The organism is Fulvimarina uroteuthidis, assembly GCF_034321785.1.
GTDB classification, from domain to species: Bacteria; Pseudomonadota; Alphaproteobacteria; order Rhizobiales; family Rhizobiaceae; genus Fulvimarina; species Fulvimarina uroteuthidis.
Genome location: NZ_JAXLPB010000002.1, coordinates 253,669 through 280,353, shown reverse-complemented (window position 1 = coordinate 280,353; position 26,685 = coordinate 253,669). Strand labels below are relative to the sequence as shown.

The window sequence follows — 26,685 nt, the reverse complement described above, 5'->3', positions numbered from 1 at the left end:
TTCTCCCAGGTTCTAGTTTTTCATCAGGTTCGGCAGCCAGAGGCTGAGCGAAGGCACCAGGACGAAGAGCGCCAGCATCAGGAACTGGATGATCACGAACGGTACGACCGAGCGCACGATTTCCTCGATCTTCAGCATCGGCGCGACGGCTTTCAGCGTGTAGAGATTGAGGCCGACCGGCGGCGTGATGACCGCGATCTCGAGGTTCATGACGAGGATGATGCCGAACCAGAGCGGGTCGTAGCCGAGTGTCGTGATAAGCGGCAGGAGGATCGGCGTCGTCACCACGATGAGCGAGACGGCGTCGACCAGCATGCCGAGGCCGACGAGGATCAGCATGATCAGCATCAGGATCACTTCCGGCGGAAGATCGGTTCCGATCAGCAGGCCGGTGATGGCGTCGGGCACGCGCACGAGATTGAGATAGTCGCCGAAGATGCGGGCGCAGCCCATGATTATGAGGATCGCGCCGGAAATCCGGGCGCTCTGCGCCACGACCTTGATCACGCCCTTGACGTCGAGACAGCGGAAGATCGCGACGGCGACGAGAAACGCGCCGACCGCGCCGAAGGCGGCCGCCTCGCTGGGCGTGGCGATGCCGGAATAGATCGCGCCGAGGACGACGACGATCAAAAGGATCGCGTGCCAGATGCCGCCCAGCGCCCGAAGCCGGTCGCCCCAGCTGTAGGCCACATATTCGCCGCGCGGCGCTTCCTTCGGATTGAAGAGGGCACGGAAGTAGATGTAGACGCACAGGGCGAGCGCCAGCGAGATGCCCGGCACGATGCCGCCGATGAAGAGGTCGGCCACCGAAACTGACGAGACCGCGCCGTAGATGATCAGCGGCACCGACGGCGGGATCAGCATGGCGAGGGCGCCGGAGGCGACGACGCTGCCCGCCGCGAGCTGGCGGGAATAGCCGCGCTCGAGCATTTGCGGCACGGCGATGGAGCCGACCGCGGCAACGCCCGCGATCGAGACGCCACTGACGGCTCCGAACACCGCCGACGCGCCGACGGTGGAGATCGCAAGCCCGCCGCGCAGCCATTGCAGCCAGATCACCGCCGCCTTGAAGAGGTTCGCGCCGACCGGGGTCGCCGCCAGGAACGCGCCCATCAGGACGAACAGCGGCAGGGCCAGAAGCTCGAAGCTGTTGAGCTGGCCGAACAGCGATGTCGGCCCGAAGAAGAAGGCCATCGGCCCCCGGGCCATGTAGAGACCGGTCAGGCCGGCGGCTCCCAGCGCCAGGAAGATCGGCGCGCCGAGCGCGATCAGGCCGAGGAGGATGAGGACGACGACGATGGGTTCGATCATCGCGCGATCTCCTTCGGGCAAGCGCCGTTCGTGTCCATGTTCGAAGCGTCAGACGACATGGGCCGACCTCAATTGGGCAATGTGGGCGTCGTCATAGCCGAGCCAGTCCGAAAGGATCTGATCGGTATGCTCGCCGAGTTTCGGGCCGGTGTGGGATATCGCGCCCGGGGAGGCGGACAGCTTGGGAAAGACGTTCTGCATGGCCGTCGGTCCGAGCTCCGGATCCTCGATCCGGGTGATCGCCTCGCGCGCCGCGAAGTGCGGGTCGTCCAGCATGTCGGGGGCCCGGTAGGTCAGACCCGCCGGCACGCCCGCATCCGAAAGCATGTCGACGATTTCGTTCGCCGTATGCCGCGACGTCCACTCGCCGACCAGCGCATCGATCTCGCTTTGATGTTCGCCGCGTGCCCGGTGGGTCGCGTAGCGTTCGTCGGTGCCGAGCTCGGGCCGGCCCATGACCTTCGAGAGGCGCTGGAACAGGCTGTCCTGATTGGCCCCGACGATGACGGTCTGCCCGTCGCTGGTGGGATAGGCGTTGGACGGCGCGATGCCGGGCAGAAAGCTGCCCGAGCGCTCGCGCACATGGCCGCCGCGATCATATTCGGTGACGATGTTCTCCATCACCGAAAGAACCGCTTCGAAGATCGAGGCGTCGACCATCTGGCCTTCGCCGGTCGCGTGGCGATGCTGAAGGGCGAGGAGCGCGCCCTGGAAGCCGCTCTGGCCGGCCAGGGTATCGCCGATGGAAATGCCCGCGCGCACGGGCGGGCGGTCGGGATAGCCAGCGACATAGCGCATGCCGCCCATGGCCTCGCAGACAGAGGCGAACCCGGCGCGCGCGCTGTAGGGGCCGGTCTGCCCGAAGCCGGTGACGCGGACCATGATGAGGCGCGGATTGATCGCCTTCAGGGCATCGTAGCCAAGGCCCCATTCCTCCATGCGCCCGACCCGGAAGTTCTCGACGAGGATGTCGGTCTGCTTCACGAGATCGCGCACGAGGGCCTGGGCCGCCTTCTCGCGCAGGTTGAGCGTGATCGATTTCTTGCCGCGCGCAATGACCGGCCACCACAGGGGGCGGCCCTGTTCGTCCGCGCGGCCCCACTGCCGCATCGCGTCGCCGGTCTTCGGCGGCTCGATCTTGACGACCTCGGCCCCGAAATCGGCGAGCAACTGGCCGCAGAACGGACCGGCGATCAGCTGGCCCATCTCAAGCACGCGGATGCCGTCGAGCGGCTTGCGAGGCTGTGCCTTCATGCATGTCCTCCCTGGACGGGACGCTCCCACATCCCGCTTTCCGCTCGGTCGGCGGATTGATACTTTCCTTTAAGGATTGCGCAATGTATCCAATGCGTCAAGCAATTCCCGGTCGCAAGCCGGAAAACTTTGGTAATTGTATCCAATGAGGGCGAAATGTCTGCGAGGAATGGACAGGCCAAGCCGGGGTTGCGGGCGGCGGACCGGGTGTATGAGGAAATCAGGCGCGGGATCCTGAAGGGCAGCCTGAAGCCCGGCGAAAAGATCACCGAGGAACTGCTCGCCGAACGCTTCGGGGCGAGCCGGACGCCCGTGCGCTCGGCCATCGTGCGCCTTGCGGCGGACGGTTTCGTCGACATGACGCCGCGATCGGGCACCGTCATCAAGCATCGATCGCAGCGCGACATCGCCGACATCTACGAGGTTCGCGCGCTTCTCGAAAGCGCGGCGGCCGGTCTTGCCGCGCGATCGCGGACCACGGCCGATCTCGACGCGCTGAAATCGCTTCAGGCGGCGATGGAGGAGGCGTGCAGGGCGCGTGACGCGAACGAATGCTCAGGTTCCGCCGGCGCCGCAGGGGGCGAGAGATCCGACAAGGAAACCGAAACCCCGATCGAGACCCTTTCGCGTCTCAACAAGGCGTTCCATCACCGCATCCTCGATGCGTGCGGCAATGCGGTTCTGGCCGATTCGGCGGCGCGCCTGATGGATATCGGCCTGATCACCAATACTTATACGACCCTGCCGCGCAACGATTTCGCGCGCGCGATGAGCGATCATCGCATGCTGATCACGGCGATCGAGGCGGGCGATCCGCGATGGGCGGAAGCGGTGATGCGCTCGCACGTCTTTGGAACCCGCAACACCCTGTCGAAGGCGGGCCTCCCGCAGTCCGGCTGAAGCCCGCCGCCCGCCAGGGGATCTTGCACGTTCCAGCCGAAGCTCGACAGGTCGGGCGTCGGGGATCGAGCCTGAGGTCCGGAGCGAAGTGCAACGCCCCCTTGCCGATGTTCGATCGGCTGAAGAACCGCATTCTGCTCGAAAACTACTTCCTGCCCGGCGATCTCGAGGCCCAGATCGGGAAGTTCGTCGAGCATTACAATTATCGGCGCTACCATGAGAGCCTCGACAAGGTGACGCCTGCCAACGCCTACTTCGGCAGGGCATCCGCCATCATCAAAAAGCGCGAAAGGATCAGGCAAGAAACAATCGAACATCGGCGCTTGCAGCACCGCAAGCTCGCCGCTTAAAACCCAAACAGAGACGAGGCCCGCTCTCCGCTAATCTCCGCAGCGATCTGCGCGAAATGTTCTGACGAGGGACGGTCGCGGCGAAGGCGGTCGGAGTGCTCCAACCAATTCCTGAAGGGGGCGCGATGTGTTGGCGTCGGCCTGCCAAACAGCCGGCTTCTGCCGGGCTTGGGACATCGACGAAAACAGCGTTTCATTGAGCAATTCGTCGCGTAGGCGGCCGTTGAGGCTTTCGATAAAGCGGTTCTGCATGGGCTTTCCCGGCGCGATGGTATGCCAGTCGATGCGCATCCTGTCCGCAAAGGCCAGGATGGCGTTCGAGGTGAACTCGCTGCCATTGTCCGGGACGATCATCTTTGGCTTCCCATGCAGAGCAAAGACCGGGTCCAATCCGCAAACCAGGCGGGCGCCGGATTGCGAGGTATCGGCGACCTGGGCCAGGTTCTCGCGCGTGCAGTCATCAACGCTCGCAAGGATCCTGAGGCGGCGCGCATCGGTGAACGGGTCGGCGACGAAGTCCGGCGATCAGCGCTCGTTCGGCGCCAGGGGCACGCCAACCGGCTTGGCTGACGGCACAGGCGCGGCTCTCCCTGACCTGCCTCACAGGCCTGCCGCCCGGAAAACGCTCCGAAACACACCACGAAAAAGGCCCGGAATGATTCATCCCGGGCCTGTTCGTCAGATCATCGATGAAGCGAAGGTTCAGCCGCGTTCGTTCTCGCCCACATAGTCGCGCCGGGGCGCGCCCGTATAGAGCTGGCGCGGACGACCGATGCGCTGCTTCGGATCCTCGATCATTTCCTTCCACTGGGCGATCCAGCCGACCGTGCGGGCCACGGCAAAGAGCACGGTGAACATGGCCGTCGGGAAGCCGAGGGCCTTCAGCGTGATGCCGGAGTAGAAATCGACGTTCGGATACAGCTTCTTCTCGACGAAGTACGGGTCCGTCAGCGCGATGCGCTCCAGTTCCATGGCGACTTCGAGAAGCGGATCGTCGCGCACGCCGAGCTCGTCGAGCACCTCGTGGCAGGTCTTCTGCATGATCTTGGCGCGCGGATCGTAGTTCTTGTAGACCCGGTGGCCGAAGCCCATCAGGCGGAAGGGATCGTTCTTGTCCTTGGCCCGCTCGATGAATTCGGGAATGCGATCCTTCGTGCCGATTTCCATCAGCATGTTGAGCGCCGCCTCGTTCGCCCCGCCATGGGCCGGCCCCCAGAGGCAGGCGACGCCGGCGGCGATGCAGGCGAACGGGTTGGCACCCGAGGAGCCGGCGAGACGCACCGTCGAGGTCGAGGCGTTCTGCTCGTGATCGGCGTGGAGCGTGAAGATGCGGTCCATCGCGCGCGAGAGAACCGGGTTGATCTCGTAGGGCTCGCACGGCACCGCGAAGCACATGTGCAGGAAATTTTCCGCGTAATCGAGATCGTTGCGCGGATACACGAAGGGCTGGCCGATATGGTACTTGTAGGCCATCGCCGCGATCGTCGGCATCTTCGCGATCATGCGCAGCGAGGCGATCATGCGCTGGTGCGGATCGGCGATATCGGTCGAATCGTGATAGAAGGCCGAGAGCGCGCCGACCGAGGCCACCATCACCGCCATCGGATGGGCGTCGCGGCGGAAGCCCGTGTAGAACCGGCTCATCTGCTCGTGCACCATGGTGTGGCGCGTCACGCGGTAGACGAAATCCTCCTTCTCACGCGTCGTCGGCAGCTCGCCGTACAGCAGCAGGTAGCAGGTCTCGAGGAAATCGCCCTTCTCGGCCAGTTCCTCGATCGAATAGCCGCGATGGAGCAGGATGCCCTCGTCGCCGTCGATATAGGTGATCTTCGATTCGCACGATGCGGTCGAGGAAAAGCCCGGATCGAACGTGAAGAGACCGGTATCCTTGTAAAGCTGTGTGACGTCGACGACTTCGGGGCCGATCGTTCCCGAGCGGACCGGAAGTTCGGCGTTTTCCGAACCGAGCGTGAATTTGGCGGACTGGTCCGTCATGCATTTCCCCTTCCGTTCGCGGCTACTTTGGCAAGATCCGTCGATCTTTCGCAGCGCACAAGTTGTCTCAGGCATTGCCTACTTCATCCGAACCAACGGAACAAGTTGGCGCCGTTGCAGTGCAGTATGTTTCATCGAAGGCGAGAAGCCTGCAAGGCCTGCGGGTCAGCCCGCCGCCTGGTCCTTCAGCCGGGCGAGCGACTCGTCGCGGCCGAGCACCGCCAGGACGTCGAAGACGCCGGGAGAGGTCGTGCGGCCGGTCAGGGCGGCCCGCAGGGGCTGGGCCGCCTTGCCGAGCTTCATGTCCTTCTCCTCCGCATAGGCACGCACGGCCGCCTCGAGCGGTTCGACGGCCCATTCGGACACGGCCTCGAGACGCGGCGTGAGCCCGGCGATGGTCTCGCGCCCGCCGTCGGCGAGGATCGCCTCGGCCTTGTCCTCGATCGGCAGGGGACGGGCGGCGAAAAGATAGGTCGCGCTGTCGGCGAGCTCGACGAGGGTCTTGGCGCGCTCCTTCAGGCCCGGCATGGCGGCGAGCAGCATGGCGCGCGTCTCGGCGTCGCTCCGCGTCTTCAGAATGCCGCCGTTCGGCAGTGCGTCGCGTTCGCCCATCAGGGCATCGGTCAGGGTTTCGTCGTCCGACTGGCGGATCCACCATCCATTGACGGCTTCCAGCTTCTTGAAGTCGAAACGCGCCGCGCCCTTGTTGATGTCGCCGACGTCGAACCAGGCGATCATGTCCTGCGTGGAGATGATCTCCTCGTCGCCATGGCTCCAGCCGAGCCGAACGAGATAGTTGCGCAGCGCCACCGGCAGATAGCCCATGGCGCGGTAAGCCTCGATGCCGAGCGCGCCGTGGCGCTTGGAGAGCTTGGCGCCGTCCGGGCCGTGGATCAGCGGAATGTGCGCCATCACCGGCACGTCCCAGCCCATCGCCTTGTAGATGAGGGTCTGGCGGGCCCCGTTCGTCAGATGGTCGTCCCCGCGAATGATGTGGGTGACGCCCATATCGTGATCGTCCACGACCACTGCGAGCATATAGGTGGGCGAGCCGTCCGAGCGCAGCAGGACGAAATCGTCGAGCTCCTTGTTGTTGAAGGTGATTCGGCCCTGGACCTCGTCGTCGACGATGGTTTCTCCGTCGAGCGGCGCGCGCAGGCGGATGACCGGATCGACGCCGGCCGGCGCTTCCGACGGATCGCGGTCGCGCCAGCGCCCGTCATAACGCGGCGGCCGCTTTTCGGCGCGGGCCGTCTCGCGCATCTGCGCGAGTTCGTCCTGGGTGGCATAGCACTTGTAGGCCTGTCCCCTGGCCAGCAGCTCCTCGGCGACCGCCCGGTGGCGGCCTGCGCTCTCGAACTGCGAGACCGGGTCCCCGTCGGCCTCGAGCCCCATCCATTTCAGCCCCTCGATGATCGCCGTGACCGCCTCGGGGGTCGAACGCTCGCGGTCGGTGTCCTCGATGCGCAGCAGCATCCGCCCGCCCTTGGCGCGCGCGTAGAGCCAGTTGAACAGGGCGGTGCGGGCGCCGCCAATGTGCAGAAAGCCGGTTGGCGAGGGCGCAAAACGGGTAACGACGCCGTCCGTCATGGATGCTCCATTCATCGAGAGGTGCAATTTACACGGAAGATCGTTCCGCTTTGTCGAAGGCGTGTGTAGCATAGCGGACGGTGGTGACAAGAAACGGACCCTTGCCGCGTGCGTGATCCGCAGACCCTGCCCGAGACGGGCCGCTCCGCCGGGCCGATCCGGTTCGTGCGCGATCGCATGGGCGGGGCGGCGGCGTTTCTCGCGCGGTTCGCCCGCCGCCCCCCGGTCGTCGGTTTTTCGGGGATCGGAACCTGGCTCGCCGCCGAATGGCGCACCGAGCGTGCCTACCGAACGGACTTCCATATGGTCGCGATCGCGATGGCGGCCGGAGCGACCGCCGTCCATGGCCTCGGCGCCTCCCGGGGCGTGCTGGCGCTGACCGCGCTTTTGCTCGGGCTTCTCATGGCGATCCGGCACCTGTCGGGCAGAATGGGCGGCACGGCGGCGATGCGTGTCCTGGCGGGCCTCCTGGCCGGCATGGCACTCTCCCACGCCGAAATCTGGAGAACCGGCACGACGGTGTTTTCCGGCGAGGCGACCGTCTTCGTCGTGGGACGGATCGCCAGTCACGAGATCGACGAAAAGGGCCGCTCGCGCTATCTCGTCGACATCGAGAAGACCTTGCGCCCCGCGCTTTCGCGGCCGCCGCAGCGCGCCCGCATCGTGGTTCGCGCCGGGCACGCGATCATGGCGCCCGGCGATCGCTACGAGGGGCTCGTCCGGTTGCGTCCCCCTGCCGGGCCGGCCTTTCCCGGCGCGTACGATTTCGCGTTCGCCCCCTATTTCGACGGTCTCGGCGCCTACGGTTTCGCACTCGGCTCGCCGCGGCCAAACACCGGTCAGGATATGGCCGAAGCGCGGCAAGGCCTTATCGACCGGGCCCGGACGGGCATCGCCGGGTTGCGCGGCGCGATGACCGACCGCATTCGCACGATGATTCCAGGCCAGCCGGGCGCCGTCGCCGCCGCCCTCGTCACCGGGCAGCGTGAGGGAATCGACGAAGCCACGACGGAAGCCCTGCGCGCCACGGGGCTTGCCCACATTCTGGCGATTTCCGGGCTCCACGTCGCGCTCGTCGCCGGCTTTGCCATGATGTCGATCCGCCGGGGGCTGGCCCTGTTCGGTCCCCTCGCCCTCGTCTGGCCGATCAAGAAATGGGCGGCCGTCGGCGCGATCCTCGTCGCATCCTTCTATTTCGTCGTGTCGGGATCGAGCGTTGCGACCGAGCGGGCCTATCTCATGCTTCTCGTCATGCTGCTCGCGGTTCTCGCCGACCGTCCGGCCATCACGATGCGCAACGTCTCGATCGCCGCCATCGTCATCCTCGCGCTCAGTCCGCACGCCGTGCTGACCGCCAGCTTCCAGATGAGCTTCGCCGCGACCATCGGGCTCGTCGGCGTTTTCGGCGCCTACACGCGCCACAAGCACATGCGGTGGCGCACCCGCGGGCGCACCGAGCCGCCCTCGGGCGGCATCGCCCGGTCGGTTCTGATCTACATTGCCGGAACGGCGGCCACCGCACTGATCGCCGGGCTCGCGACGGCCCCTTATTCGATCTACCATTTTCAGCGTTTCGCCCCGTTCGGCCTCGTCGCGAACGTCGCCGTCATGCCTCTGTTCGCGCTTCTCATCATGCCGATGGCGCTGATCGGCGTGGTGTTGATGCCCTTCGGCCTCGATTCCCCGGCGCTTGCCGTCATGGGGTTCGGGCTCGACGTTCTGATAGGGGTCGCGGTCCGCCTCAGCCAATGGCTGCCGGACCAGCCGACCGGCATCGTCTCGCCGCTGGCGCTCATCGCCATGACGCTCGCGCTTCTCGTCTTCTGCGTCCCGGTCGGACGGCTGCGATGGGGAGCGGTTCCGATCGCCGGGCTGGGCTTTGCGTTCGCCGCAATACCGTTGGAACGGCCCGATGTCCTGATCTTCGAGGACGGCAAGACGTTCGCGGTCCTCGAAGACGGGGACATTCTTTATTCCGCAAAGCGGCCCAACGGCTTCGTCGCGGATCAATGGGACCGCGCCTTTCTTGCCGGCGGTGTGGAACGGGGCAGCCTGCAAGGCCTGGACGACTGCGCGTCGCAGCTCTGTCGCTTTTCGACCGGCAGCGGCATCGAGATCGCCTATACCACCGACTACCGGCTTCTCGGCCAAGCGTGCGACGCGGCGGACATCGCCATCGTCGCGCGGGCCGCACGCCAGACGCGCTGCCGGTCGGGCGCCCATCTCGTGACCTTCAGGACCCTGAGACGCACCGGTTCGCTCGCCATCCGCCGCGACCGCGCCTCCGGCGACATCCTGATCGAGCGTTCGATCCCGGAAGACCCGGCGCCGTGGAACCGGCACCGCCTTGCTGCCTGGCCGGAATATTGGAAGAATCCGGCGCCGAGGGACCCGCCCCTTGCGCCTAGGCCGGACGCGCCGGACGCGGGCGCGCATGCGGCGCCGCCGATCCGCGACGCGTCGTCCGGCGGCAAAGGCCCCGTCCCGACGCTGCCGGCGGCGGCAACGACATCTTCCGTTGCGCAGCGATCGGACGCGTTGGACGCGAACCCGCCCTTGGCGCCGTCCGGCACGCCGGATCGCGACAGGTCAACGTCCTCCACCGGCCCGGCCGCGGCCGAAACGGGCGGGCGGTCGATCCCTCAGTAACGGCGGATGAGGCCCACCAGCTTGCCCTGGACCTGAACCCGGTCCGACCCGAAGATCCGCGTCTCGTAGGCGGGATTGGCCGCTTCGAGCGCGATCGTATCGCCCTTCTTGCGAAACCGCTTGAGGGTCGCCTCTTCCTCGTCCACCAGCGCGACGACGATCTCGCCCTGGTTCGCCGTATCGCCGCGCCGGATGACGACCGTGTCGCCGTCGAGGATGCCGGCCTCGATCATCGAGTCGCCCTTGACCTCTAGCGCGTAATGCTCGCCGCCCCGCAACATGTCGGGCGGAACGGAAATCGAATGGGTGTTGTGCTGGATTGCGGAAATCGGCACGCCGGCGGCGATCCGGCCCATCACCGGGATCGAGATATTGGCGCCGGGCGCACGGCCGCCTCCCGCCTCGTCCGGCCGGGTGCGAGCCCCCTTGGAGCCTTCGATCACGCTCGGCTTGAACCCGCGCGGCGGCGGGGTCTGGGCCTCGGTCCGGCGCATCGCCTCGGGCAGCTTCAACACTTCGAGCGCGCGTGCGCGGTTGGGGAGGCGGCGGATGAACCCGCGCTCCTCCAGCGCCGTGATCAGGCGATGAATGCCCGATTTCGACTTGAGGTCCAACGCGTCCTTCATCTCGTCGAACGAGGGCGGCACCCCGGTCTCGGTCAAACGCCGATCGATAAAGGACAGAAGTTCGTGCTGCTTGCGCGTCAGCATACGGATCGGAGCCTCCAAAACAAAACCTGAACAACGGTATCTGTTCTTATTGTGTTCTGCAAGTGGAAGGAGCGAACGAATCGGGAAACATCCCTGTCCCCTTCGAGTCGGCAACGCCCCGGGGCACCTCGCCCGGGTTGCGGACCTGCGGCAAAATCTTCGTAAAGGCGGATATTCGTGTCCAGCGTCCCTATCTGGAAGGAAACGCGACCTCAATCCGACAGGAGACGAAGCATGATCCAGACCGCCTCGACCCGCTCGCGCACGCGCCGCCTTTCCGCCCTCGGTTCCCTTCTCGCCTCCGGCGTGCTCCTGGCCTCTCCGGCGCTTGCGCAGGAAAGCTTTTCGATCGACGGCAGCGAGGGCACCGCACTGACCGCGACCCCGCTGGCCGACTTCGAAGAACCCTGGGCCATGACGTTCCTGCCGGACGGATCGATGCTGGTGACGGAAAAGGCCGGCACGCTGCAGCACGTCTCGCCGGACGGCACCAAGACCGCCGTCGAGGGCATGTTCGACGTCGCCTATGGGGGGCAGGGCGGCTTCGGAGACGTGGTGGTCAGCCCCGACTTCGAGCAGTCGAACGCCATCTACCTCTCTTATGCCGAAAGCCTCGACGACGGGGCGACGTTCGGTGCCGCTGTCGCACGGGCCGTGCTCGACACCTCCGGAGGCACGCCGAAGCTGACGGACGTCACCAAGATCTGGGAGCAGGAGCCACACGTTCCCGGCAACGGGCACTATTCGCACCGCATCGCGTTCGGGCCGGAAGGGTCCGATCAGGAAGGCTTCATGTTCATCACCTCGGGCGATCGCCAGAAGCAGACGCCCGCCCAGGACATGGACAAGAACCTCGGCAAGATCGTCCGTCTCAACCTCGACGGCTCGGTCCCCGCAGACAACCCGTTTCAGGACCAGGGCGACCTTGCCAAGCAGTTCTGGACGGTCGGCAACCGCAATCTGCTGGGCATCGCCTTCGACGGCGAGAACCGATTGTGGGAAACCGAGATGGGGCCGCGCGGCGGCGACGAGTTGAACCTCGTCACGCCCGGATCAAACTATGGCTGGCCGGAAGCCTCGAACGGCGTCAACTATTCCGGCGTTTCGATCCCCGATCACGACCCGTCGGAAGACGGCTTCGCCGCTCCCAAGGTCTCCTGGGTGCCATCGATTTCGCCGGCCGGGTTGATCATCTATGACGGCGAGACCTTCGCCGACTGGCAGGGCGACGCGTTTCTCGGCGCGCTCTCGGGCCGTGCGCTGGTCCATGTCGACATCGAGGGCGAGTCCGCCAGCGAAGCGGAGCGCTTCTCGTGGGACAAGCGCGTTCGCGAGGTCGAACAGGGCCCGGACGGCGCGATCTGGGTGCTCGAGGACGGCAATGGCGGCCGGTTGATCAAGCTGACGCCGGCAGACGAAGCGAGCTGACGCGGGCTCGAACGACAGGGCCTCGCCGGCTGCAAGCGCCGGGGAGGTCGACCATGACCCCGCCGGTGCCTTTTTAAAAGGGCTCGCACGCGCCCGTACCGCTGCCCCGTCCGTATGGCATGGGGTCGGGGGCGCCGGACCGCCGCCGTCCGTCCCCGCGATCCGGTCTTCGAGGCCGGCGGATGGAGCCGGTCGTTCCGGTCCTTTTGCGACACGATTTGCGCCGATCCGGAAGCGGCGACGAAGGCACTGCGAGCGAACCTTCGAGCATCGGCGTTTGGTCGGACGCGGGATGCGCCCGCTATCCGTTGGCGTTCGAACATCGGGCTTTCCGACAATCGATCCCGATTTTCGGGCCGCTGTTCTAGGGACGCACGAACGCCGCACGGTCCCGTTCGCAGGCCTCGCGCACATGGCATCGGGGATAATGATCGTTGACGAAGCCCATGGACTGCATGAAGGCATAGCATGTCGTGGGTCCGACGAAGCGGAAGCCGGCCTTGCGAAGCGCCGCCGACAGCCGCCGGGAGGCGGGCGTGACGGGGTTGGCGCGTATCCATTCGGGCGTCACCTGGTCTGGCCGTTCGGTGGCCGCAGGCTCGTGCGCCCACAGGAACGAGGCCAGCGAGCCCTCCGCCTCGATCACCGCCGCCGTCGCCTTGGCATTGCCGATCACGGCTTCGATCTTGCCGCGATGGCGGATGATCCGGGCATCGGCGACAAGCCGGTCCACATCGCTTTCGCCCATCGCCGCGACCCGTTCGATCTCGAACCCGTGAAAGACCTCGCGAAACGCGTCGCGCTTCCTCAGGATCGTGATCCAGGACAGGCCGGCCTGAAAGCCTTCGAGGCAAAGCTTCTCGAAAAGCCGCCGGTCGCATCCCACGGGGCGCCCCCACTCCTTGTCGTGATATTGCCGGTAGAGCGGATCCTGCCCCGCCCACCGGCAGCGGCAAAGCCCATCCTCCGCGCCTTCGAGCAGGCCTGTGTCCGCGTGGTCGTCCATGACCCGAAGGATAGGCGACCGCCTCGCAAAGGCCAGCGCGAAAGCGCGCCGCGACACCCGGCGCATCGGCCGCCGGAACCGGCATGTCGATTTTTTTCCCGACAAAGGGTTTCCAATCCTGCGCCGAACCGATATATCGACCCTGCCCGACAACGGGCCATTGGGGAATAGGTTAACGGTAGACCCACGGACTCTGACTCCGTTAGTCCTGGTTCGAATCCAGGTTCCCCAGCCAGCACTCTCCAAATCATTGTAATCTTTTTCTCTCTTGATTGAGAATCCGTCAGCTTATCGTTCTCGCACTTGGGCCAAACCTGTAGTCCAGAGGTGATGGCCATTGTCGTCCGTCCGGGCTCTCGGACGAAGGAACCCGGTCGGTGGCTCGGCGGCATGACATTCCCACTCTCGAACGGCGTGGGCACACGTTTTGTTGGCGTGCTCGCGTGCCCGTGCGCTTCAGGCGCATGCCTCGGCAGGCGCGCTTGTCCTTCTCCCTGCGGTTGTCCGATCATCGCAAGGCGATCTACATGGCGCAGCGTCTGAACACGCTCCTTGCCGACCTGACCGTGAGACCGACTGCCGCCATGACGACGAAGGATCAGCTCGAACAGATCTTCCGCGCCGAGATCGAGCGCATGAACACCTATCTCGAGGACATCGCATTCGCCGCGCGGCGCGCAGGGACAACGGACGATGTCCGCGAGATGGAGGCCGATCTCGAGGTCGGTTGGGCGTACCGTCAGGGAGGCCGCCAGCATGCGGGTTCTAATTTCGCTCAGACGGTGAGTGTCGAGATAGGAGGCGAGCGAGCGCTTCACGTCGATGACGAGGGCGGAACGATAGCGCCGGTTCACGGTGACGAGGTCCGGCGTATAGGTCGACTTCGCCTTCGCGTCGGCATCGAAGGACAATCCGACGAGCGCCCCCGATCTGTTATGCGCAACCGCTTCAAGGGCGGCCGCCGTTACCGGAAGCCGGACGCTGCTGCCGAGGACGACGAGATCGGGGTTCGCCGCTCCGATCGCGATCATCGCGTCCTCAAGCAGCTTGCCCTCATGGAACGAGACCGAGCGGATGAGGGCCGCGACCGCGATGTAGCGACCGAGGATCGCGTCCGGGCTCGGTACGGCGGCAGCGACCTGAGCGACTGCCTTCTCGACGAACGGCTCAAGGTCGGCTGCGATGGCGTCGGGATCGAGGCGGCAGGGATAGGAGCGCGGCAGGTCCGCAGGTGCCGACGCCCTGTTCGAACGGTGTGAACCGGATGCGATATCCTCAGATGCGACGGTATCCTTGCGATCGGGGGGCGTCCCAACGCACGGACTGATCGAGACAGGGTTCGACTTCGCTGGTGTCGGCAGGGACGTCGAGAGCGCGGACGTTCTCCGTACACCGTGCGGAAGATGTTTGCGGCGGCCGACGCCGCGAGGCGCGGAGCGTGGATGGGTTCATGGGGGATATCCCTTCGATGAGGGACGACCGACGCCATGCATCCCGCCCAGACCAACATTCGAACGGCGGACCGTTCCGAAAGCGGATAGGACAGTATGTACGTCACGCCCGATCGTGCGGTGAGATCTCGCAGGTCGCGAGCCCTACCGTCAGCGAACGGTGCTGGTCGTCTCAGTGAAATGTGGAAAGGCGAACTAGACGAAGCACGCCGGAAAAGGCGGTCTCCGTCGAACAGCCGTTCGGGCCGATCGGATCGATCAGGCGAACGAAACGGCGCAAGCGCGCGCGATTCGGAAGAGACCGATGTGCGTGTTCGTTAAAACTTTCAACGAAGGGACGAAGCGGATATGGCTCGTCATAGCCTGGGACCTCTCACTTAGGTTCTGGGTCAGGCCCTCGTCCGGTGCTGTAACACCGACGGGGGCCGTTTGCTTCAAGGGCGGCGGATGACCCGTTGGTCCGCTGCCTGCCTGATGACCTGCCGCCCTCAACCACCGATCGCAAGGCGTCGATACGAGCAAACTTGCTAACGTGGTTAACGCCGGGCTCGCTTGCGACGGCGCAGTTTCCCGCTCGACCCGTCGACCATCCGCAGGCTATGCAGTCTTCCCACTCAGGTAGCAGTTGTCGAAGCGGACATGGAGTGCGTCGGACATGCTCGTATTCTCGATCGTCATGGCGTTCTCCTCTCGGTGTCGAGAGGGGGCCAATTCTTCGCTTCGTCAGGGGGTCAGTTTCTCAGTTCGCCCGACATCGTGCCCTCTCGGCCCCTTGGCCTGGCTTTACTCCGCCACACTGGCCTGGATTTGCTCCGTCGTTGAGACTGCTACTGCGGTCCGGGACTGAACATCTGGGCCCGTTTCACCAGCAGCAGAAGCCGCCGTCGACGAGAAGATCGACGCCTGTGCAATAGGACGCGGCGTCGGACAGGAGGAAGATCGCGGGTCCGACCATCTCGTCGACGCTTGCCATGCGCTGCATGGGAGTCTGGCTCTCGAACTCTTTGGTCTGGTGCACCATTTCGGGCCGCGTGTTCATTGGCGTCGCGGTGTAGCCCGGGCTGATGGAATTCACGCGGATGCCGCGATCGACCCATTCCATGGCCATCGACTTCGACATATGGATGACGCCGGCCTTGGAGGCGTTGTAGTGGACCTGGTTGAGGCCCCGGTTGACGATTACGCCGGACATGGACGCGATGTTGACGATCGAACCGCCCTTGCCGTGGGCGAGCATGGCGCGCGCTTCGGCGCGGCAGGACAGCCAGACCCCCTTCATGTTGATGTCCATGAGGGTCTGATACTGCGCCTCGTCCATTTCCTCGCAAGGCGCCGCATTGGCGATTCCGGCGGCGTTGACGGCAAGACGCAGCGACCCGAGTTCGGCTTCCGCGCGCTGCACGGCATCGCTCAGCGCCGTCTGCGACGTGACGTCCGCTGCGATCTCGACCGATCTGCGGCCGGTTCCGGCAATGAAGTTCGCCGTCTCGGCAAGGCCACCATCCGTGCGCCGGTCGATCAGCGCCACGTCGGCGCCGCTCTGGGCAAGGCCCATGGCGATGCGCTGGCCAATGCCGCTGCCGGCTCCAGTGACGAGGGCGACGCGACCCGAGAGATCGAAGAGGGCCGGGGCATTCAAGGTGATTTCGGGCATGGGAAGGGTCCGGTGTTGTCGGTAATCGATGACGAGATGGGGTGGAGATCCGTATGGCCGAGGATCAGGACATGATCAGCCCGCCATCTACGTTGATCGCCTGTCCGGTGATGTAATCGGCGTCTTCGCTGGCGAGAAAGGCGATCAGGGCCGCGACGTCCTTGCCCTTGCCGGCGCGCTTCATCGGAATGTTCCGCACCCAGCTCGCCATAAGTTCGCCGGGAGCGTAGTCACCGAGCATCTCGCCCCAGACGCGGTCGTTATAGTCCCACATATCCGTCTCGATGATGCCGGGGCAGACGGCGTTCACCGTGATGCGGTCTTCCGCCACTTCCTTGGCGAGGCTCTGCGTCAGGCCCATCACCCCGAATTTCGAGGCCGCATAGTGCGGCGTGTAGATGAAGCCCTCGCGCGCCTGCCCGGAGGCGATGTTGACGAGGCGCCCGCCGCGCCCGGCCTTGCGCATCCAGCCAATCGCCTCGCGGCAGCACAGGAACGTGCCCTTCGTGTTGACCGCCATGGTGGCATCCCACTCGCGTTCGCCGAGATCTTCGACCTTGGCGATCGTGATGATCCCGGCGTTCTGGACCGAAATGTCCGGCGGACCGAACTCCCGCTCGGTCTTCTCGTAGAGCGCGGTGACCGACTGCGCGTCGGCGACGTCGCAGACGACCCCGATGGCGGCCGCGCCGGTCTCTCGAAGCGACGCCGCGGCGTCCTCGACCTGCGCCTCGATCGAGGCGATCACGAGATTGGCCCCTTCGCTCGCGAAACGATGGGCGATCGCAAACCCGATCCCCTTATTGCCACCGGTCACGACGACGGTTCGTCCTTCGAAGCGCTTCATTGGGCTCTCCTTTCCCATCAGGCGGTCGCAAGTTCCATGACCGAAACGTCGTTGGCTGCCTCGCGGTCAAGGATTCCCGCCTGCCGGCCCGCCGCCATGACCATGATCCGGTTCGATACGCCCAGAACCTCCTCGAGATCGGAGCTGACGACGATGACCGCGACACCCTCCGCAGCCAGGGCGACGATGATCTCGTAGATCGAGGAACGTGCGCCCACATCGATGCCGCGGGTGGGCTCGTCGAGGACGACCACCTTCGGATTTCGCGCGAGCCATTTCGCGATGACGACCTTCTGCTGGTTCCCGCCCGACAACTCGCTGGCGTTCTGGCCGCCGCGTCCCTTCACGCCGAACTTCTCGATGTTCTCCTCGGCGAAGCGATTGATGCGCCCGCGCGTGACGAACCCGTTGCGGATCAAGCTCGACAGGTTTGCGTAGCCGATGTTCTCGGCGATGGAATGACCGGTGATGAGCCCCTGCTGTTTACGGTCCTCTGGAACGAGGACGATGCCATTGCGGATCGCGGTGCGCGGGTCCTTGGGAGTGATGTCGCGGCCGTTCAGAAGCACCTGTCCGGCCGCAATCGGATCGGCGCCCGCGATGGCGCGCACGAGTTCGGTCCTGCCGGCACCGACGAGACCTGCAATGCCCAGGATCTCTCCCTTGCGCACCTTGAAATTGATGCCCTCGAAATGGCCGAGGCCCGATTTGAGATTCCTGATCTCGAGGACGGTCTCCTCCCCTGGCACCGGCAAAGCCGGGAACATCCGCTCCAGACTGCGCCCGACCATGGCCTCCACGATCGAGCGAACCGGCACGTCCGCCCGGTCGAATTCCTGCACCTTGTCGCCGTCTCGCATGACGACGATGCGATCGGTGATCCGGCGGATCTCCTCCAGCCGGTGCGAGATGTAGATGATCCCGACGCCCTGCTCGCGCAGGCGCGTGATCTGTTCGAACAGTTTCAGGGTCTCTTCGCCGCCAAGCGCTGCGGTCGGTTCATCGAGGATCAGGAGTTTGGCATTGAGAGTCAGCGCCTTCGCGATCTCGATGAGCTGTTGGTTGGCCGTGGAAAGCCCTGCGACGAGGCGGTTCGGCGAGACATCGAGACCAAGGCGCGCAAGCCCTTTGGCGGCCTCGTCCGCCATTGTCCGGCGATCGATGCGACCGCCCTTCTTCGGGTATCGGCCGAGAAAGATGTTCTCGGCGATGGAGAGGTGTGGCAGGAGCAGAAGCTCCTGGTGGATCATGCCGACACCCGCGTCTATGGCCTCTCGCGGCGCGCTCGGCGCGTAGGTCTTGCCCTGCCAAGTCATGACACCCGCGGACGGGCGGACCGTGCCGGAAATGACGTTGGAGAGGGTCGACTTTCCCGCGCCGTTCTCACCCAGCAGCGCCACGACCTCTCCGGCGTGAATATCGAGATCGATACCGTGGAGAACCTCGATCGGTCCGTAGGATTTGCGAATGCCGCGAAGCGTCAGAATGGGCGTTGCATTGGTGGTCATGGCCGATGCTTCCTCCTCCCTTTGGACGGTTCCGGGGCCCGCAATGCGGGCTCCGGAACCGATATCTGAAGAAATCAGGGATGATTCTCGACGTATTCCTGGGCATTCTCGGGCGTCGTCAGGAAGCCCGGCAGGAGCTGTTCCGCCGGTAGTTCCTCGCCGGCTGCCAGCTTGATCGCGCTGTCGACGGCAAGACGGCCGATGCCGCGGACCTGCTGGGTCGCCGTCGCGTCATAGCCGCCCTCGGCGAGGATCGGCAGGGCGGTCGTGTCGCCGTCGAAACCGCCGATATAGACGCGGTGGTCGATTCCCGACACCTTCACGCCCTGAGCGGCGCCGAGGGCCAGACCGTCGGCCTGACCGAAGATGATGTTCACATCGGGATTGGCCTGCAGAAGGTTCTGGCTGATGTCGAGGCCCTCGGCCTGAGACCATTGCTGGGACCACTGTTCGGCAACAAGCTCGACGCCCGGATTTTCCTCAATGGCCTTCATGCAGCCCTTGGTGCGCTCCACTTCGGGGGTCGTGCCCTTCTGGCCGTGGATCATGATCATCTTCCCCTTGCCGCCGGCAAGACCGATGATGTGCTTGCACACCTCATAGGCCGAAGCGGCATTGTCGGTGGCGATGAAGGTGTCGCCCGGCTCGCCCTCGGCATTGCGGTCGACATTGACCACCGGAATGCCCTGCTGCTTGGCGAGGCGGGCCGGAACGGTCGCGGCCGCGGCGCCCGCCGGCAGGTAGATCAGCGCGTCGATGTCCTGGGTCAGGAGATCCTGCACCTGGCTCACCTGGGTTGCGCCGTCGTTCTTGGCATCGACCGTGATGACCTCGATGCCCTTCTCCTTGGCGTAGTTTTCGACGCCGATCTTGATCTGGTTGAAATAGTCGGCCTGAAGATTGGTGACGGCAAGCCCGATGCGCTTGACCTCTTCGGCCTGCGCGCCGCCGAAGGCGAAGGCTGCGAGAGCGGTCGCAGCAATGAGGGTCGATTTGAATGTCATGTCAGTCTCCTCATGAATGTTCGGCCATGCGAGGGGGTGCACGGCCAGCCGATGCCCGGAAAACGCGGCCGGGCGCCCCGCTGCGGACGGCATTGACGCCGCCCGCCGATCCGTTCAGCGCTTTTTGAACGCCTCGGCGGCGACCGCGAGCGCGATGACGACGCCGATGACGACGGCCTGGGTGAAGGGCGAGACCCCAAGCAGGTTCAGGCCGTTGCGCAGGACGCCGATGATGAGGACGCCGATGATCGTCCCGACGATGCCGCCCTGTCCTCCCGACAGGCTGGTGCCGCCGATCACCACCGCTGCGATGGTATCGAGTTCGTAGGTGAAACCGGCAGTCGGCTGAACGGAATCGAGACGCATGGCAAGCACGATCCCGCCCAGACCGGCAAGAAGGGCCGAGACCACATAGACACCGATGGTCGTCAGGCCGACGCGGATACCGGCGAGGCGTGCGACCTCGGGATTGCCGCCGATGGCATAAAGGCTGCGCCCGCTCGCCGTATAGCGCAGGAAGATCCACCCCAGGGCGAAGACGATCAGCATGATCGCGACGGTCAGGGTCAGGAATCCGCCATACCGGGTGAAGGCGAGCATGCTGAACCAGGCCGGAAAGCCGACGATCTGCTGGCCGTCGGTGATCATGTTCGCAAGGCCACGCGCGATTGACATCATCGCGAGCGTCGCGATGAAGGCCGGGACACTGAACCATGTGATCAGCAGGCCGGACACCGCCCCGGTCGCGGCCGCCGCCAGAAGCGCGAGCGCGATGGCGAGCTCCAGCGGCATGCCCGCCATGTTCGACAGATAGCCCATGACCATCATCGAGAGAGCAAGCACCGAGCCGACGGCAAGGTCGATACCGCCGATGAGGATCACGAAAGTCATGCCGACGGCCATGATGCCGAGGACAGTGACCTGGTCCATGATGTTGAGGAGATTCCGCGTCGTCAGGAACGAATCGGCGGCGAAGGAAAGGAATACGCAGAGAAGGACGAGGCCGATGAGCGGGCCCGTCGCGCCGCTCATGGAAAACAGATCTGAAATGCGCGTCTGGTTGCGCGCTGTCGCGGTCGTCATGTTACGGCCACCTCCCGATATTCCGCAGCATAATTATGCATGTGTAATTTAAAATCCGTACTTGTCGGAGGCAGGCTTGTCAACTGGAACGAACGACATCAGCCCGACCTTCTCGGTAGGCTACGGCAAGAATTCAACTTGACGGTCCGCGGTGTGCATGATTAGTTTTGTCAGAATATATATTCAACATAGGGACGGAGGACCGGAATGCCCCCCCATGAATTGAGCGCAATCGCAAACCGCATAAGGCGGCGCGACCTTCAGGCTGTCTTCGAGGCAGGGGCTGGGCATATCGGCGGCGAGATGTCCGTGATCGACCTGCTCACTGTCCTGTATTTCCACACCATGTCGATCGATCCCGCCGACCCGCATCGCGACCGGCTCGTTCTCAGCAAGGGCCACACCGCCCTCGCGCTCTACATCACCCTGTCCGAGAAGGGGTTCCTCCCAAAAGAGGAGATCGCGACCTTCCTCAAGCACGGCTCGCGGCTCAACGGCCACCCGAACCGCGTCAAGGTTCCGGGCGTCGAGACCAATACCGGACCGCTGGGTCATGGCCTGCCGGTGGGCGTGGGCATGGCCAAGGCGGCCAAGCTGGACGGCGCATCCTGGCGCACCTTCGTAATCGTCGGCGACGGCGAGATGCAGGAGGGCTCGAACTGGGAGGCGATCATGGCCGCGGCCCAGTTCGGCCTCGACAATCTGACGCTGATCATCGACCATAACCGCCTGCAACAGGGCGCGCGTCTGGCCGAAACCAACGATCTTGCGCCCCTTGCCCCCAAGCTTGAGGCGTTCGGCTGGGCGGTGGACGACATCGACGGCCACGACATCGAACAGATCTGCAAGGCCCTGTCACCCGAGACGATCACCGCCGGCAGGCCGAAATGCGTCGTCGCCAACACCAATAAGGGCCAAGGCATCTCCTTCATGACGGACAATGTGGCCTGGCATCACAAGGTCCCGAACGAAGACCAATACAAGCAAGCAATGGCTGAACTCGAAGGGGCCGCGTGACACCCATGCTTTTTCAGAACGCAGAACGCCACGACTGCCGCAATGCCTTTACAAGCGTCCTTGAGGAGCTTGCCGCATCCAATTCGGACATCGTCGCCGTGTGTAACGATTCGGTGGGCTCGTCGAAGCTCGGTGGTTTCAAGGAGAAATTCCCCGAACGCCTGATCAATGTCGGCATCGCCGAGCAGAACATGGTCGGCGTCGGCGCAGGCCTTGCCAATGGCGGCAAGATCCCCTTCGTGTGCGCCGCGTCCCCCTTCCTGACCGGGCGCGCGCTGGAGCAGATCAAGGCCGACATCGCCTATTCCATGACGAATGTGAAGCTCGTCGGCATCAGCTCCGGCATGGCCTATGGCGAGCTCGGGCCCACGCACCATTCCATCGAGGACTTCGCCTGGATCCGCGCCCTGCCCAACGTGCCGGTCGTGGCGCCCGCCGACCGGATCGAGACGGCCGCCGCGATCCGCTGGGCGGCGGAGCATGACGGCGGCTGTTTCCTGCGCCTCAGCCGTGTCGGCGTACCGGACCTTCTGCCTGAGGGACACGTCTTCGAGCTCGGCAAGGCGAACATGCTGCGCGACGGCCACGATCTGACGATCATCGCCAACGGCGTCCTGTCGCACCGCGCCATGATCGCCGCCTCGCTTCTCGACGAGCGCGGCATTCGCGCGCGCGTTCTCAACATGGCGAGCGTGCGACCCATCGACGAGGCTGCGATCATCGCCGCCGCCGTCGAGACGGGCGCGATCCTGACCTGCGAGGAGCATACGATCTTCGGCGGGCTCGGCAGCGCCGTGGCCGAGGTCGTGGTCGAGACGCAGCCCGTTCCCATGAAGCGTCTCGGCGTTCCCGGCGTCTTCGCCCATACGGCTTCTGCCAATGCGTTGCTCGACGATTTCGGCATGGCACCGGAGGCGATCGCCGACAGCGCCGCCGACCTCGTTCGGCGGAAGCGGTAGCCCATGGCGCGGCAGGCGATCCTCGCAATCGACGAGGGCACCACCAATTGCAAGGCTATCCTCGTCTCGGAGAATGGGGAGATCCTCGCCAGCGGCTCGGCACCCGTGCCGATTGCCCATCCGAAATCAGGCTGGGTCGAGCAGAGCGGCGAGGAGATCTGGGCCGCGACCTGTGGGGCGATCGCCGCCTGCCTTGCCGGGGCGCAGGGCATCGAGATCGCCGGCATTGGCATCTCAAGCCAGCGGGAATCGGTTTTGATTTGGGATCGGCGAACGGGCAGCCCTCTTGGGCCTGTCGTCTCCTGGCAGTGCCGGCGCACCTCCGCCGCCTGCGCCGCGCTTCGCGAGGCCGGGCACGAGCCGGAGGTCATCGCGCGCACCGGCCTGCCGCTGGACCCCATGTTCCCGCCGACCAAGATCCGCTGGCTGCTCGACAATCACGGCGGGGCGAACGGCGACATCTGCGTCGGTACGATCGACAGCTGGCTCGTCTGGAACCTGTCCGGCGGGACGGTACACGCCACCGACCGATCCAACGCCGCCCGCACTCAGCTTCTGAACCTTTCCGCCGCCGCGTGGGACGCCGATCTGTGCGCCCTGTTCGGCATCGATGTGCATATGCTGCCGGAGATACGCGATTCCTCGGGGCTGTTCGGCACCACCCGGGGCACGCCGATGCTGCCGGACGGCCTTCCCATCGCATCGGCCATCGGCGATTCTCATGCCGCCCTGTTCGGCCACGGCGCCTATCGCATCGGCGATGGGAAGGTGACCTTCGGCACCGGCTCCTCGGTGATGGCGACCATCGGCGAATTCGTCGTGCCCCCACAGGGCGTGACGACGACCATCGCATGGTCGATGGGCGGCACGTCAACCTTCGCGCTGGAAGGCAATATTCTCGTCAGCGCCTCGATCCTGCCCTGGACGGCGGAGCTGCTCGGTTTTGGAAGTGTGGAGGCGCTTATGGAGCGCGCGGCCGAGGTGGGCGACGCCGGCGGCGTGACGCTGGTGCCGGGTCATGTGGGGCTCGGGGCACCCCACTGGAACTCGGAGGTGCGCGGTCTCGTCAGCGGCCTGTCCTTCGGTACGAAGCCGGCCCATATCGCCAGGGCAGCGGCCGAGAGCATGGGTTATCAGGTTCTCGACGTCCTCGACATCATGGAGCCGGCAAGCGAGAGCTTCGGCCGGTTGTTCGTCGATGGCGGCCCCAGCCGAAACCGCGAGCTGATGCAGATCGTGGCCGATATTCTCAACCATCCGGTCACGCCCTGCCGCAACAGCGAGGCTTCGGCTCTCGGCGCCGCCTATCTGGCGGGTCTCTCCACCGGCTTCTGGGCCGATCTCGACGCGATCTCCTCGCTTCCCCGTCACGATCCGGACCTTGTTCCGGCCATGGCTCCGACCGTTCGCGAAGCCAGGGTCCAACGTTGGCGCAAGGCTGTTGCGGGAGCGATCGCAATCGTGTAGTGAATATTTATTCACACGAACTCGGGCCGAAGCGTCGAATGTCGCGACTGAACGAACTGCGGATGATCTCGAGAATTGCGCAGATGTACCATATTGAGGGATATCGCCAGGCCCATATCGCCCAGCATCTGCGAATCTCCCAGGCCACCGTCTCGCGTATGCTCAAGCGCGCATATGAAGAGGAGATCGTGCGTACGAGCGTCGTCGCGCCGCCAGGCATCTACTCCGATCTCGCAACGGCGCTGCGCACGCGCTACGACCTCACCGAAGCGATCGTCGTCGACTGCGCGGAGGATCGCGACGGCGCCATCATGGTGCGGATCGGAGAGGCGGCGGCACATTTTCTGGAGGCAACGCTACAGGCCGACGAGATCATCGGCGTATCGAGCTGGTCGGAAACCATTCTGCGCATGGTCGAAAACATCCATCCGATGAAGACAGGCAAAGCGCGCTACATCGTCCAGACCCTGGGCGGCGTCGGCGATCCGAGCGTTCAGACCCATGCCAACCAGCTAACGACGCGGCTCGCCAAGCTCACCGGCGCCGAATCCCACCATCTAAGCGCGCCGGGCGTCGCACCCTCGCGCGAGGCAAAGCTCGTCCTGCTCGGCGACCCTTACGTGCGCGCGACGACGGATCTCTTCGGCAAGATCACGCTCGCCATCGTCGGGATCGGTGCACTGGAGCCCTCAAGCATGCTCGCCCGCAGTGGCAACGTGTTCTCGTCGCGCGAACTTGCGGAGGTTCAGGAGGCCGGCGGCGTCGGCGATATGAGCCTGCGCTTCTTCGACGCCGCAGGCGCGCCTATCCGCACGCCCCTCGATGACCGTGTGATCGGGATCACGCTCGAAGAACTCTCGAAGGTCGAGCGCGTGATCGCGCTGGCCGGGGGACAAGCCAAAACCGAAGCCATTCGCGGCGCGCTCCACACCGGCGTCATCGACTTTCTGATCACTGACAAGTTCACGGCGCAGCGGCTGGTTGGCGATTGCGACGTAGCAGAGGGGGCGGCGTAAGAGCAAGGCGGTTCGCCTTGCGGGGGTAAGGTCAGCTCAGTAGCCGGCCTTGCCGTCTTCGCGCAGATCCAGCTCGCGATGCATGCCGACGATGCGGAGTCGAGCCGATCTGCCGTTCGCCATTGTCGCTCGGACCAATGGCGCGACAAGGCTCACTCTGCCGATCGCCCCATCGACGTATCGTGACCATGCCGCCCGTTAGCGAGATGCGTCTCGAAGGCCCGCCCGCGAACGCTGCGATGGCGACCTCTGCGCCGAGATCCGCCGCGTCTTCGAGGCGAGCTTCGGCGTCTATGGGGTGCGCAAGGTCTGGCGCCAGTTGAAGCGCGAAGGCGTCGGCGTCGCGCGCTGCACCGTCGCTCGGCTGATGAAAGCCATGGGGTTGAAAGGCCTCGTCCGTGGCAAGCCGGTCAGGACGACGATCAGCGACAAAGCCTCGTCCTGTCCACTCGACCGGGTGAACCGTCAGTTCCAGGCACCGCGGCCGAACGCCCTGTGGGTCAGCGACGCCAGCGTCCCGGACGCCAACACGCTGTGGGATTTCCGTGAGGCTCTGATCGCCGCCGACGCGCTCGATGCCCTGTTCTTGCGCCTTGATCGGGCGATCGGCGAAGCGGGCTATCTGCCGATGTCCGGCCAGATCGTCGACGCCACGCTCGTCGCCGCTCCTCGCCAGAGGAATACCGGGGATGAGAAGGCCCGGATCAAGGCCGGCGAGAGCGCGAAAGAGATCTGGAAGGACAAGCCGTTCAAGGCCAGGCAAAAGGACATCGATGCCCGCTGGACGGTGAAGTTCTCGAAAGCCAAACCCGCAGAAGACGGCCAGAAGCAGCAGGTCGACATCGCGATCCCGACCTTCGGCTACAAGAACCACATCTCGATCGACCGCCGGCATGGCGTCATCCGCAAGTCTCTCGTCACCGACGCTGCGGCCCATGACGGCGCACGTCTGCGAGAGGGCCTGATCGATCCGGACAACACTGCGTCCGACGTCTGGGCAGACAGCGCGTATCGCTCGGCCGAGAACGAACGCTTTCTGGGCAAAGCGGGCAAGACCAGCCGCATTCACCGGCGCAAACCGAAAGGCAAACCCATGCCGGTCGCGACCCGCAAGGCGAACGCGGCGAAGTCGACCGTTCGATCATGCGTCGAGCATGTCTTCGCCCGCCAGAAGGGGCCGATGGGCATGGTGGTCCGAACGATCGGCATCGCCAGGGCGAAGGCGACGATCACGCTCGCCAACATGGCCTACAACATGAACCGATGGCAATGGCTCGACAGCCGAACTGCGTCCGTATGAGCCGATAACGGCGGTAAATCACGCCGTTCGGTCCGAAATCAGCGTCCGAATGGAGCCGATCGGATCAGCACGACACCCAATCCGTCTACGAAATGAAAATCACCCCGTTTCCGGAGGTGTCCACGTCTCATTCTATGTATGCTAATGTACTTTATCTCATATTTCATAAGGTTGCACCGCGCT

General features: G+C 64.9%; 19 protein-coding genes, 1 tRNA gene and 4 pseudogenes. 12 read left to right on the top strand and 12 right to left on the bottom strand.

Going from position 1 to position 26,685, the window contains the following annotated elements:
* Nucleotides 1–12: 12 nt before the first annotated feature.
* Complete coding sequence (locus U0C82_RS06310) at nucleotides 13–1,314, bottom strand: TRAP transporter large permease (protein ID WP_322186229.1); 1,302 nt, start codon at nucleotides 1,312–1,314, stop codon at nucleotides 13–15.
* Between the two features lie 48 nt (nucleotides 1,315–1,362).
* Complete coding sequence (locus U0C82_RS06305) at nucleotides 1,363–2,568, bottom strand: CaiB/BaiF CoA transferase family protein (protein ID WP_322186228.1); 1,206 nt, start codon at nucleotides 2,566–2,568, stop codon at nucleotides 1,363–1,365.
* Between the two features lie 156 nt (nucleotides 2,569–2,724).
* Between U0C82_RS06305 and U0C82_RS06300 the strand changes: the two genes are divergently transcribed.
* Both U0C82_RS06300 and U0C82_RS06295 read left to right on the top strand, forming a co-directional pair.
* Nucleotides 2,725–3,468: a GntR family transcriptional regulator gene (locus U0C82_RS06300; RefSeq protein WP_322186227.1), complete on the top strand. Its 744-nt coding sequence runs from the start codon at nucleotides 2,725–2,727 to the stop codon at nucleotides 3,466–3,468.
* Between the two features lie 119 nt (nucleotides 3,469–3,587).
* Nucleotides 3,588–3,818, top strand: a pseudogene (locus tag U0C82_RS06295) (IS3 family transposase); the annotation flags it as partial.
* Between the two features lie 46 nt (nucleotides 3,819–3,864).
* Here the strand turns inward: U0C82_RS06295 and U0C82_RS06290 are convergent.
* From U0C82_RS06290 to gltX, 3 genes and pseudogenes are all read right to left on the bottom strand, one after another.
* Nucleotides 3,865–4,415: pseudogene (locus U0C82_RS06290) on the bottom strand (integrase core domain-containing protein); the annotation flags it as partial.
* 105 nt (nucleotides 4,416–4,520) lie between these two features.
* On the bottom strand, nucleotides 4,521–5,813 hold the full coding sequence (gene gltA, locus U0C82_RS06285) for a citrate synthase (RefSeq protein WP_322186226.1): 1,293 nt from the start codon (nucleotides 5,811–5,813) through the stop codon (nucleotides 4,521–4,523).
* 165 nt (nucleotides 5,814–5,978) lie between these two features.
* The gene (gltX, locus tag U0C82_RS06280; protein WP_322186225.1) at nucleotides 5,979–7,403 is read right to left on the bottom strand and encodes a glutamate--tRNA ligase; all 1,425 of its coding nucleotides are present in this window, start codon (nucleotides 7,401–7,403) and stop codon (nucleotides 5,979–5,981) included.
* A gap of 108 nt (nucleotides 7,404–7,511) precedes the next feature.
* Between gltX and U0C82_RS06275 the strand changes: the two genes are divergently transcribed.
* Nucleotides 7,512–10,052, top strand: coding sequence for a ComEC/Rec2 family competence protein (locus U0C82_RS06275; RefSeq protein ID WP_322186224.1), 2,541 nt, complete (start codon nucleotides 7,512–7,514; stop codon nucleotides 10,050–10,052).
* On the opposite strand, the gene lexA is transcribed toward U0C82_RS06275, so the two are convergent.
* Nucleotides 10,046–10,762 carry a transcriptional repressor LexA gene (gene lexA, locus U0C82_RS06270; protein WP_322186223.1) on the bottom strand — a complete coding sequence of 239 codons (717 nt, stop codon included), beginning with the start codon at nucleotides 10,760–10,762 and terminating at the stop codon, nucleotides 10,046–10,048. The genes U0C82_RS06275 and lexA overlap by 7 nt on opposite strands.
* A gap of 234 nt (nucleotides 10,763–10,996) precedes the next feature.
* Between lexA and U0C82_RS06265 the strand changes: the two genes are divergently transcribed.
* Nucleotides 10,997–12,190 (top strand): PQQ-dependent sugar dehydrogenase, encoded by a 1,194-nt coding sequence (locus U0C82_RS06265; RefSeq protein WP_322186222.1) that lies wholly within the window; start codon nucleotides 10,997–10,999, stop codon nucleotides 12,188–12,190.
* 364 nt (nucleotides 12,191–12,554) lie between these two features.
* Here the strand turns inward: U0C82_RS06265 and U0C82_RS06260 are convergent, their stop codons facing one another.
* Nucleotides 12,555–13,196, bottom strand: coding sequence for a DNA-3-methyladenine glycosylase I (locus tag U0C82_RS06260; RefSeq protein WP_322186221.1), 642 nt, complete (start codon nucleotides 13,194–13,196; stop codon nucleotides 12,555–12,557).
* A 161-nt stretch (nucleotides 13,197–13,357) separates the two neighbouring features.
* Between U0C82_RS06260 and U0C82_RS06255 the strand changes: the two genes are divergently transcribed.
* Together U0C82_RS06255 and U0C82_RS06250 are read left to right on the top strand one after the other, a co-directional pair.
* Nucleotides 13,358–13,431 (top strand) — tRNA-Gln (locus tag U0C82_RS06255).
* Between the two features lie 142 nt (nucleotides 13,432–13,573).
* The gene (locus U0C82_RS06250) at nucleotides 13,574–14,455 is read left to right on the top strand and encodes a DUF6538 domain-containing protein (protein WP_322186220.1); all 882 of its coding nucleotides are present in this window, start codon (nucleotides 13,574–13,576) and stop codon (nucleotides 14,453–14,455) included.
* Between the two features lie 1,054 nt (nucleotides 14,456–15,509).
* On the opposite strand, the gene U0C82_RS06245 is transcribed toward U0C82_RS06250, so the two are convergent.
* From U0C82_RS06245 to U0C82_RS06225, 5 genes are all read right to left on the bottom strand, one after another.
* Complete coding sequence (locus U0C82_RS06245; RefSeq protein ID WP_322186219.1) at nucleotides 15,510–16,301, bottom strand: SDR family oxidoreductase; 792 nt, start codon at nucleotides 16,299–16,301, stop codon at nucleotides 15,510–15,512.
* Nucleotides 16,302–16,365: 64 nt separating this feature from the next.
* Nucleotides 16,366–17,148 (bottom strand): SDR family NAD(P)-dependent oxidoreductase, encoded by a 783-nt coding sequence (locus U0C82_RS06240; RefSeq protein ID WP_322186218.1) that lies wholly within the window; start codon nucleotides 17,146–17,148, stop codon nucleotides 16,366–16,368.
* A 17-nt stretch (nucleotides 17,149–17,165) separates the two neighbouring features.
* On the bottom strand, nucleotides 17,166–18,656 hold the full coding sequence (locus U0C82_RS06235; protein WP_322186217.1) for a sugar ABC transporter ATP-binding protein: 1,491 nt from the start codon (nucleotides 18,654–18,656) through the stop codon (nucleotides 17,166–17,168).
* 74 nt (nucleotides 18,657–18,730) lie between these two features.
* Nucleotides 18,731–19,660: a substrate-binding domain-containing protein gene (locus U0C82_RS06230; protein WP_322186216.1), complete on the bottom strand. Its 930-nt coding sequence runs from the start codon at nucleotides 19,658–19,660 to the stop codon at nucleotides 18,731–18,733.
* A 114-nt stretch (nucleotides 19,661–19,774) separates the two neighbouring features.
* The gene (locus U0C82_RS06225) at nucleotides 19,775–20,743 is read right to left on the bottom strand and encodes an ABC transporter permease (RefSeq protein WP_322186215.1); all 969 of its coding nucleotides are present in this window, start codon (nucleotides 20,741–20,743) and stop codon (nucleotides 19,775–19,777) included.
* A 207-nt stretch (nucleotides 20,744–20,950) separates the two neighbouring features.
* Between U0C82_RS06225 and U0C82_RS06220 the strand changes: the two genes are divergently transcribed.
* The 6 genes and pseudogenes from U0C82_RS06220 to U0C82_RS06195 all read left to right on the top strand — a co-directional run.
* A complete protein-coding gene (locus U0C82_RS06220) occupies nucleotides 20,951–21,760 on the top strand; it encodes a transketolase (protein ID WP_322186214.1) in 810 nt (269 codons plus the stop codon).
* Nucleotides 21,761–21,765: 5 nt separating this feature from the next.
* A complete protein-coding gene (locus U0C82_RS06215; RefSeq protein ID WP_322186213.1) occupies nucleotides 21,766–22,719 on the top strand; it encodes a transketolase family protein in 954 nt (317 codons plus the stop codon).
* Between the two features lie 3 nt (nucleotides 22,720–22,722).
* A complete protein-coding gene (locus U0C82_RS06210; protein WP_322186212.1) occupies nucleotides 22,723–24,186 on the top strand; it encodes an FGGY family carbohydrate kinase in 1,464 nt (487 codons plus the stop codon).
* Nucleotides 24,187–24,224: 38 nt separating this feature from the next.
* A complete protein-coding gene (locus U0C82_RS06205) occupies nucleotides 24,225–25,202 on the top strand; it encodes a sugar-binding transcriptional regulator (protein WP_322186211.1) in 978 nt (325 codons plus the stop codon).
* A 157-nt stretch (nucleotides 25,203–25,359) separates the two neighbouring features.
* Nucleotides 25,360–25,710, top strand: a pseudogene (locus tag U0C82_RS06200) (IS3 family transposase); the annotation flags it as partial.
* Nucleotides 25,711–25,716: 6 nt separating this feature from the next.
* Nucleotides 25,717–26,502: pseudogene (locus U0C82_RS06195) on the top strand (IS5 family transposase); the annotation flags it as partial.
* Nucleotides 26,503–26,685: the final 183 nt, after the last annotated feature.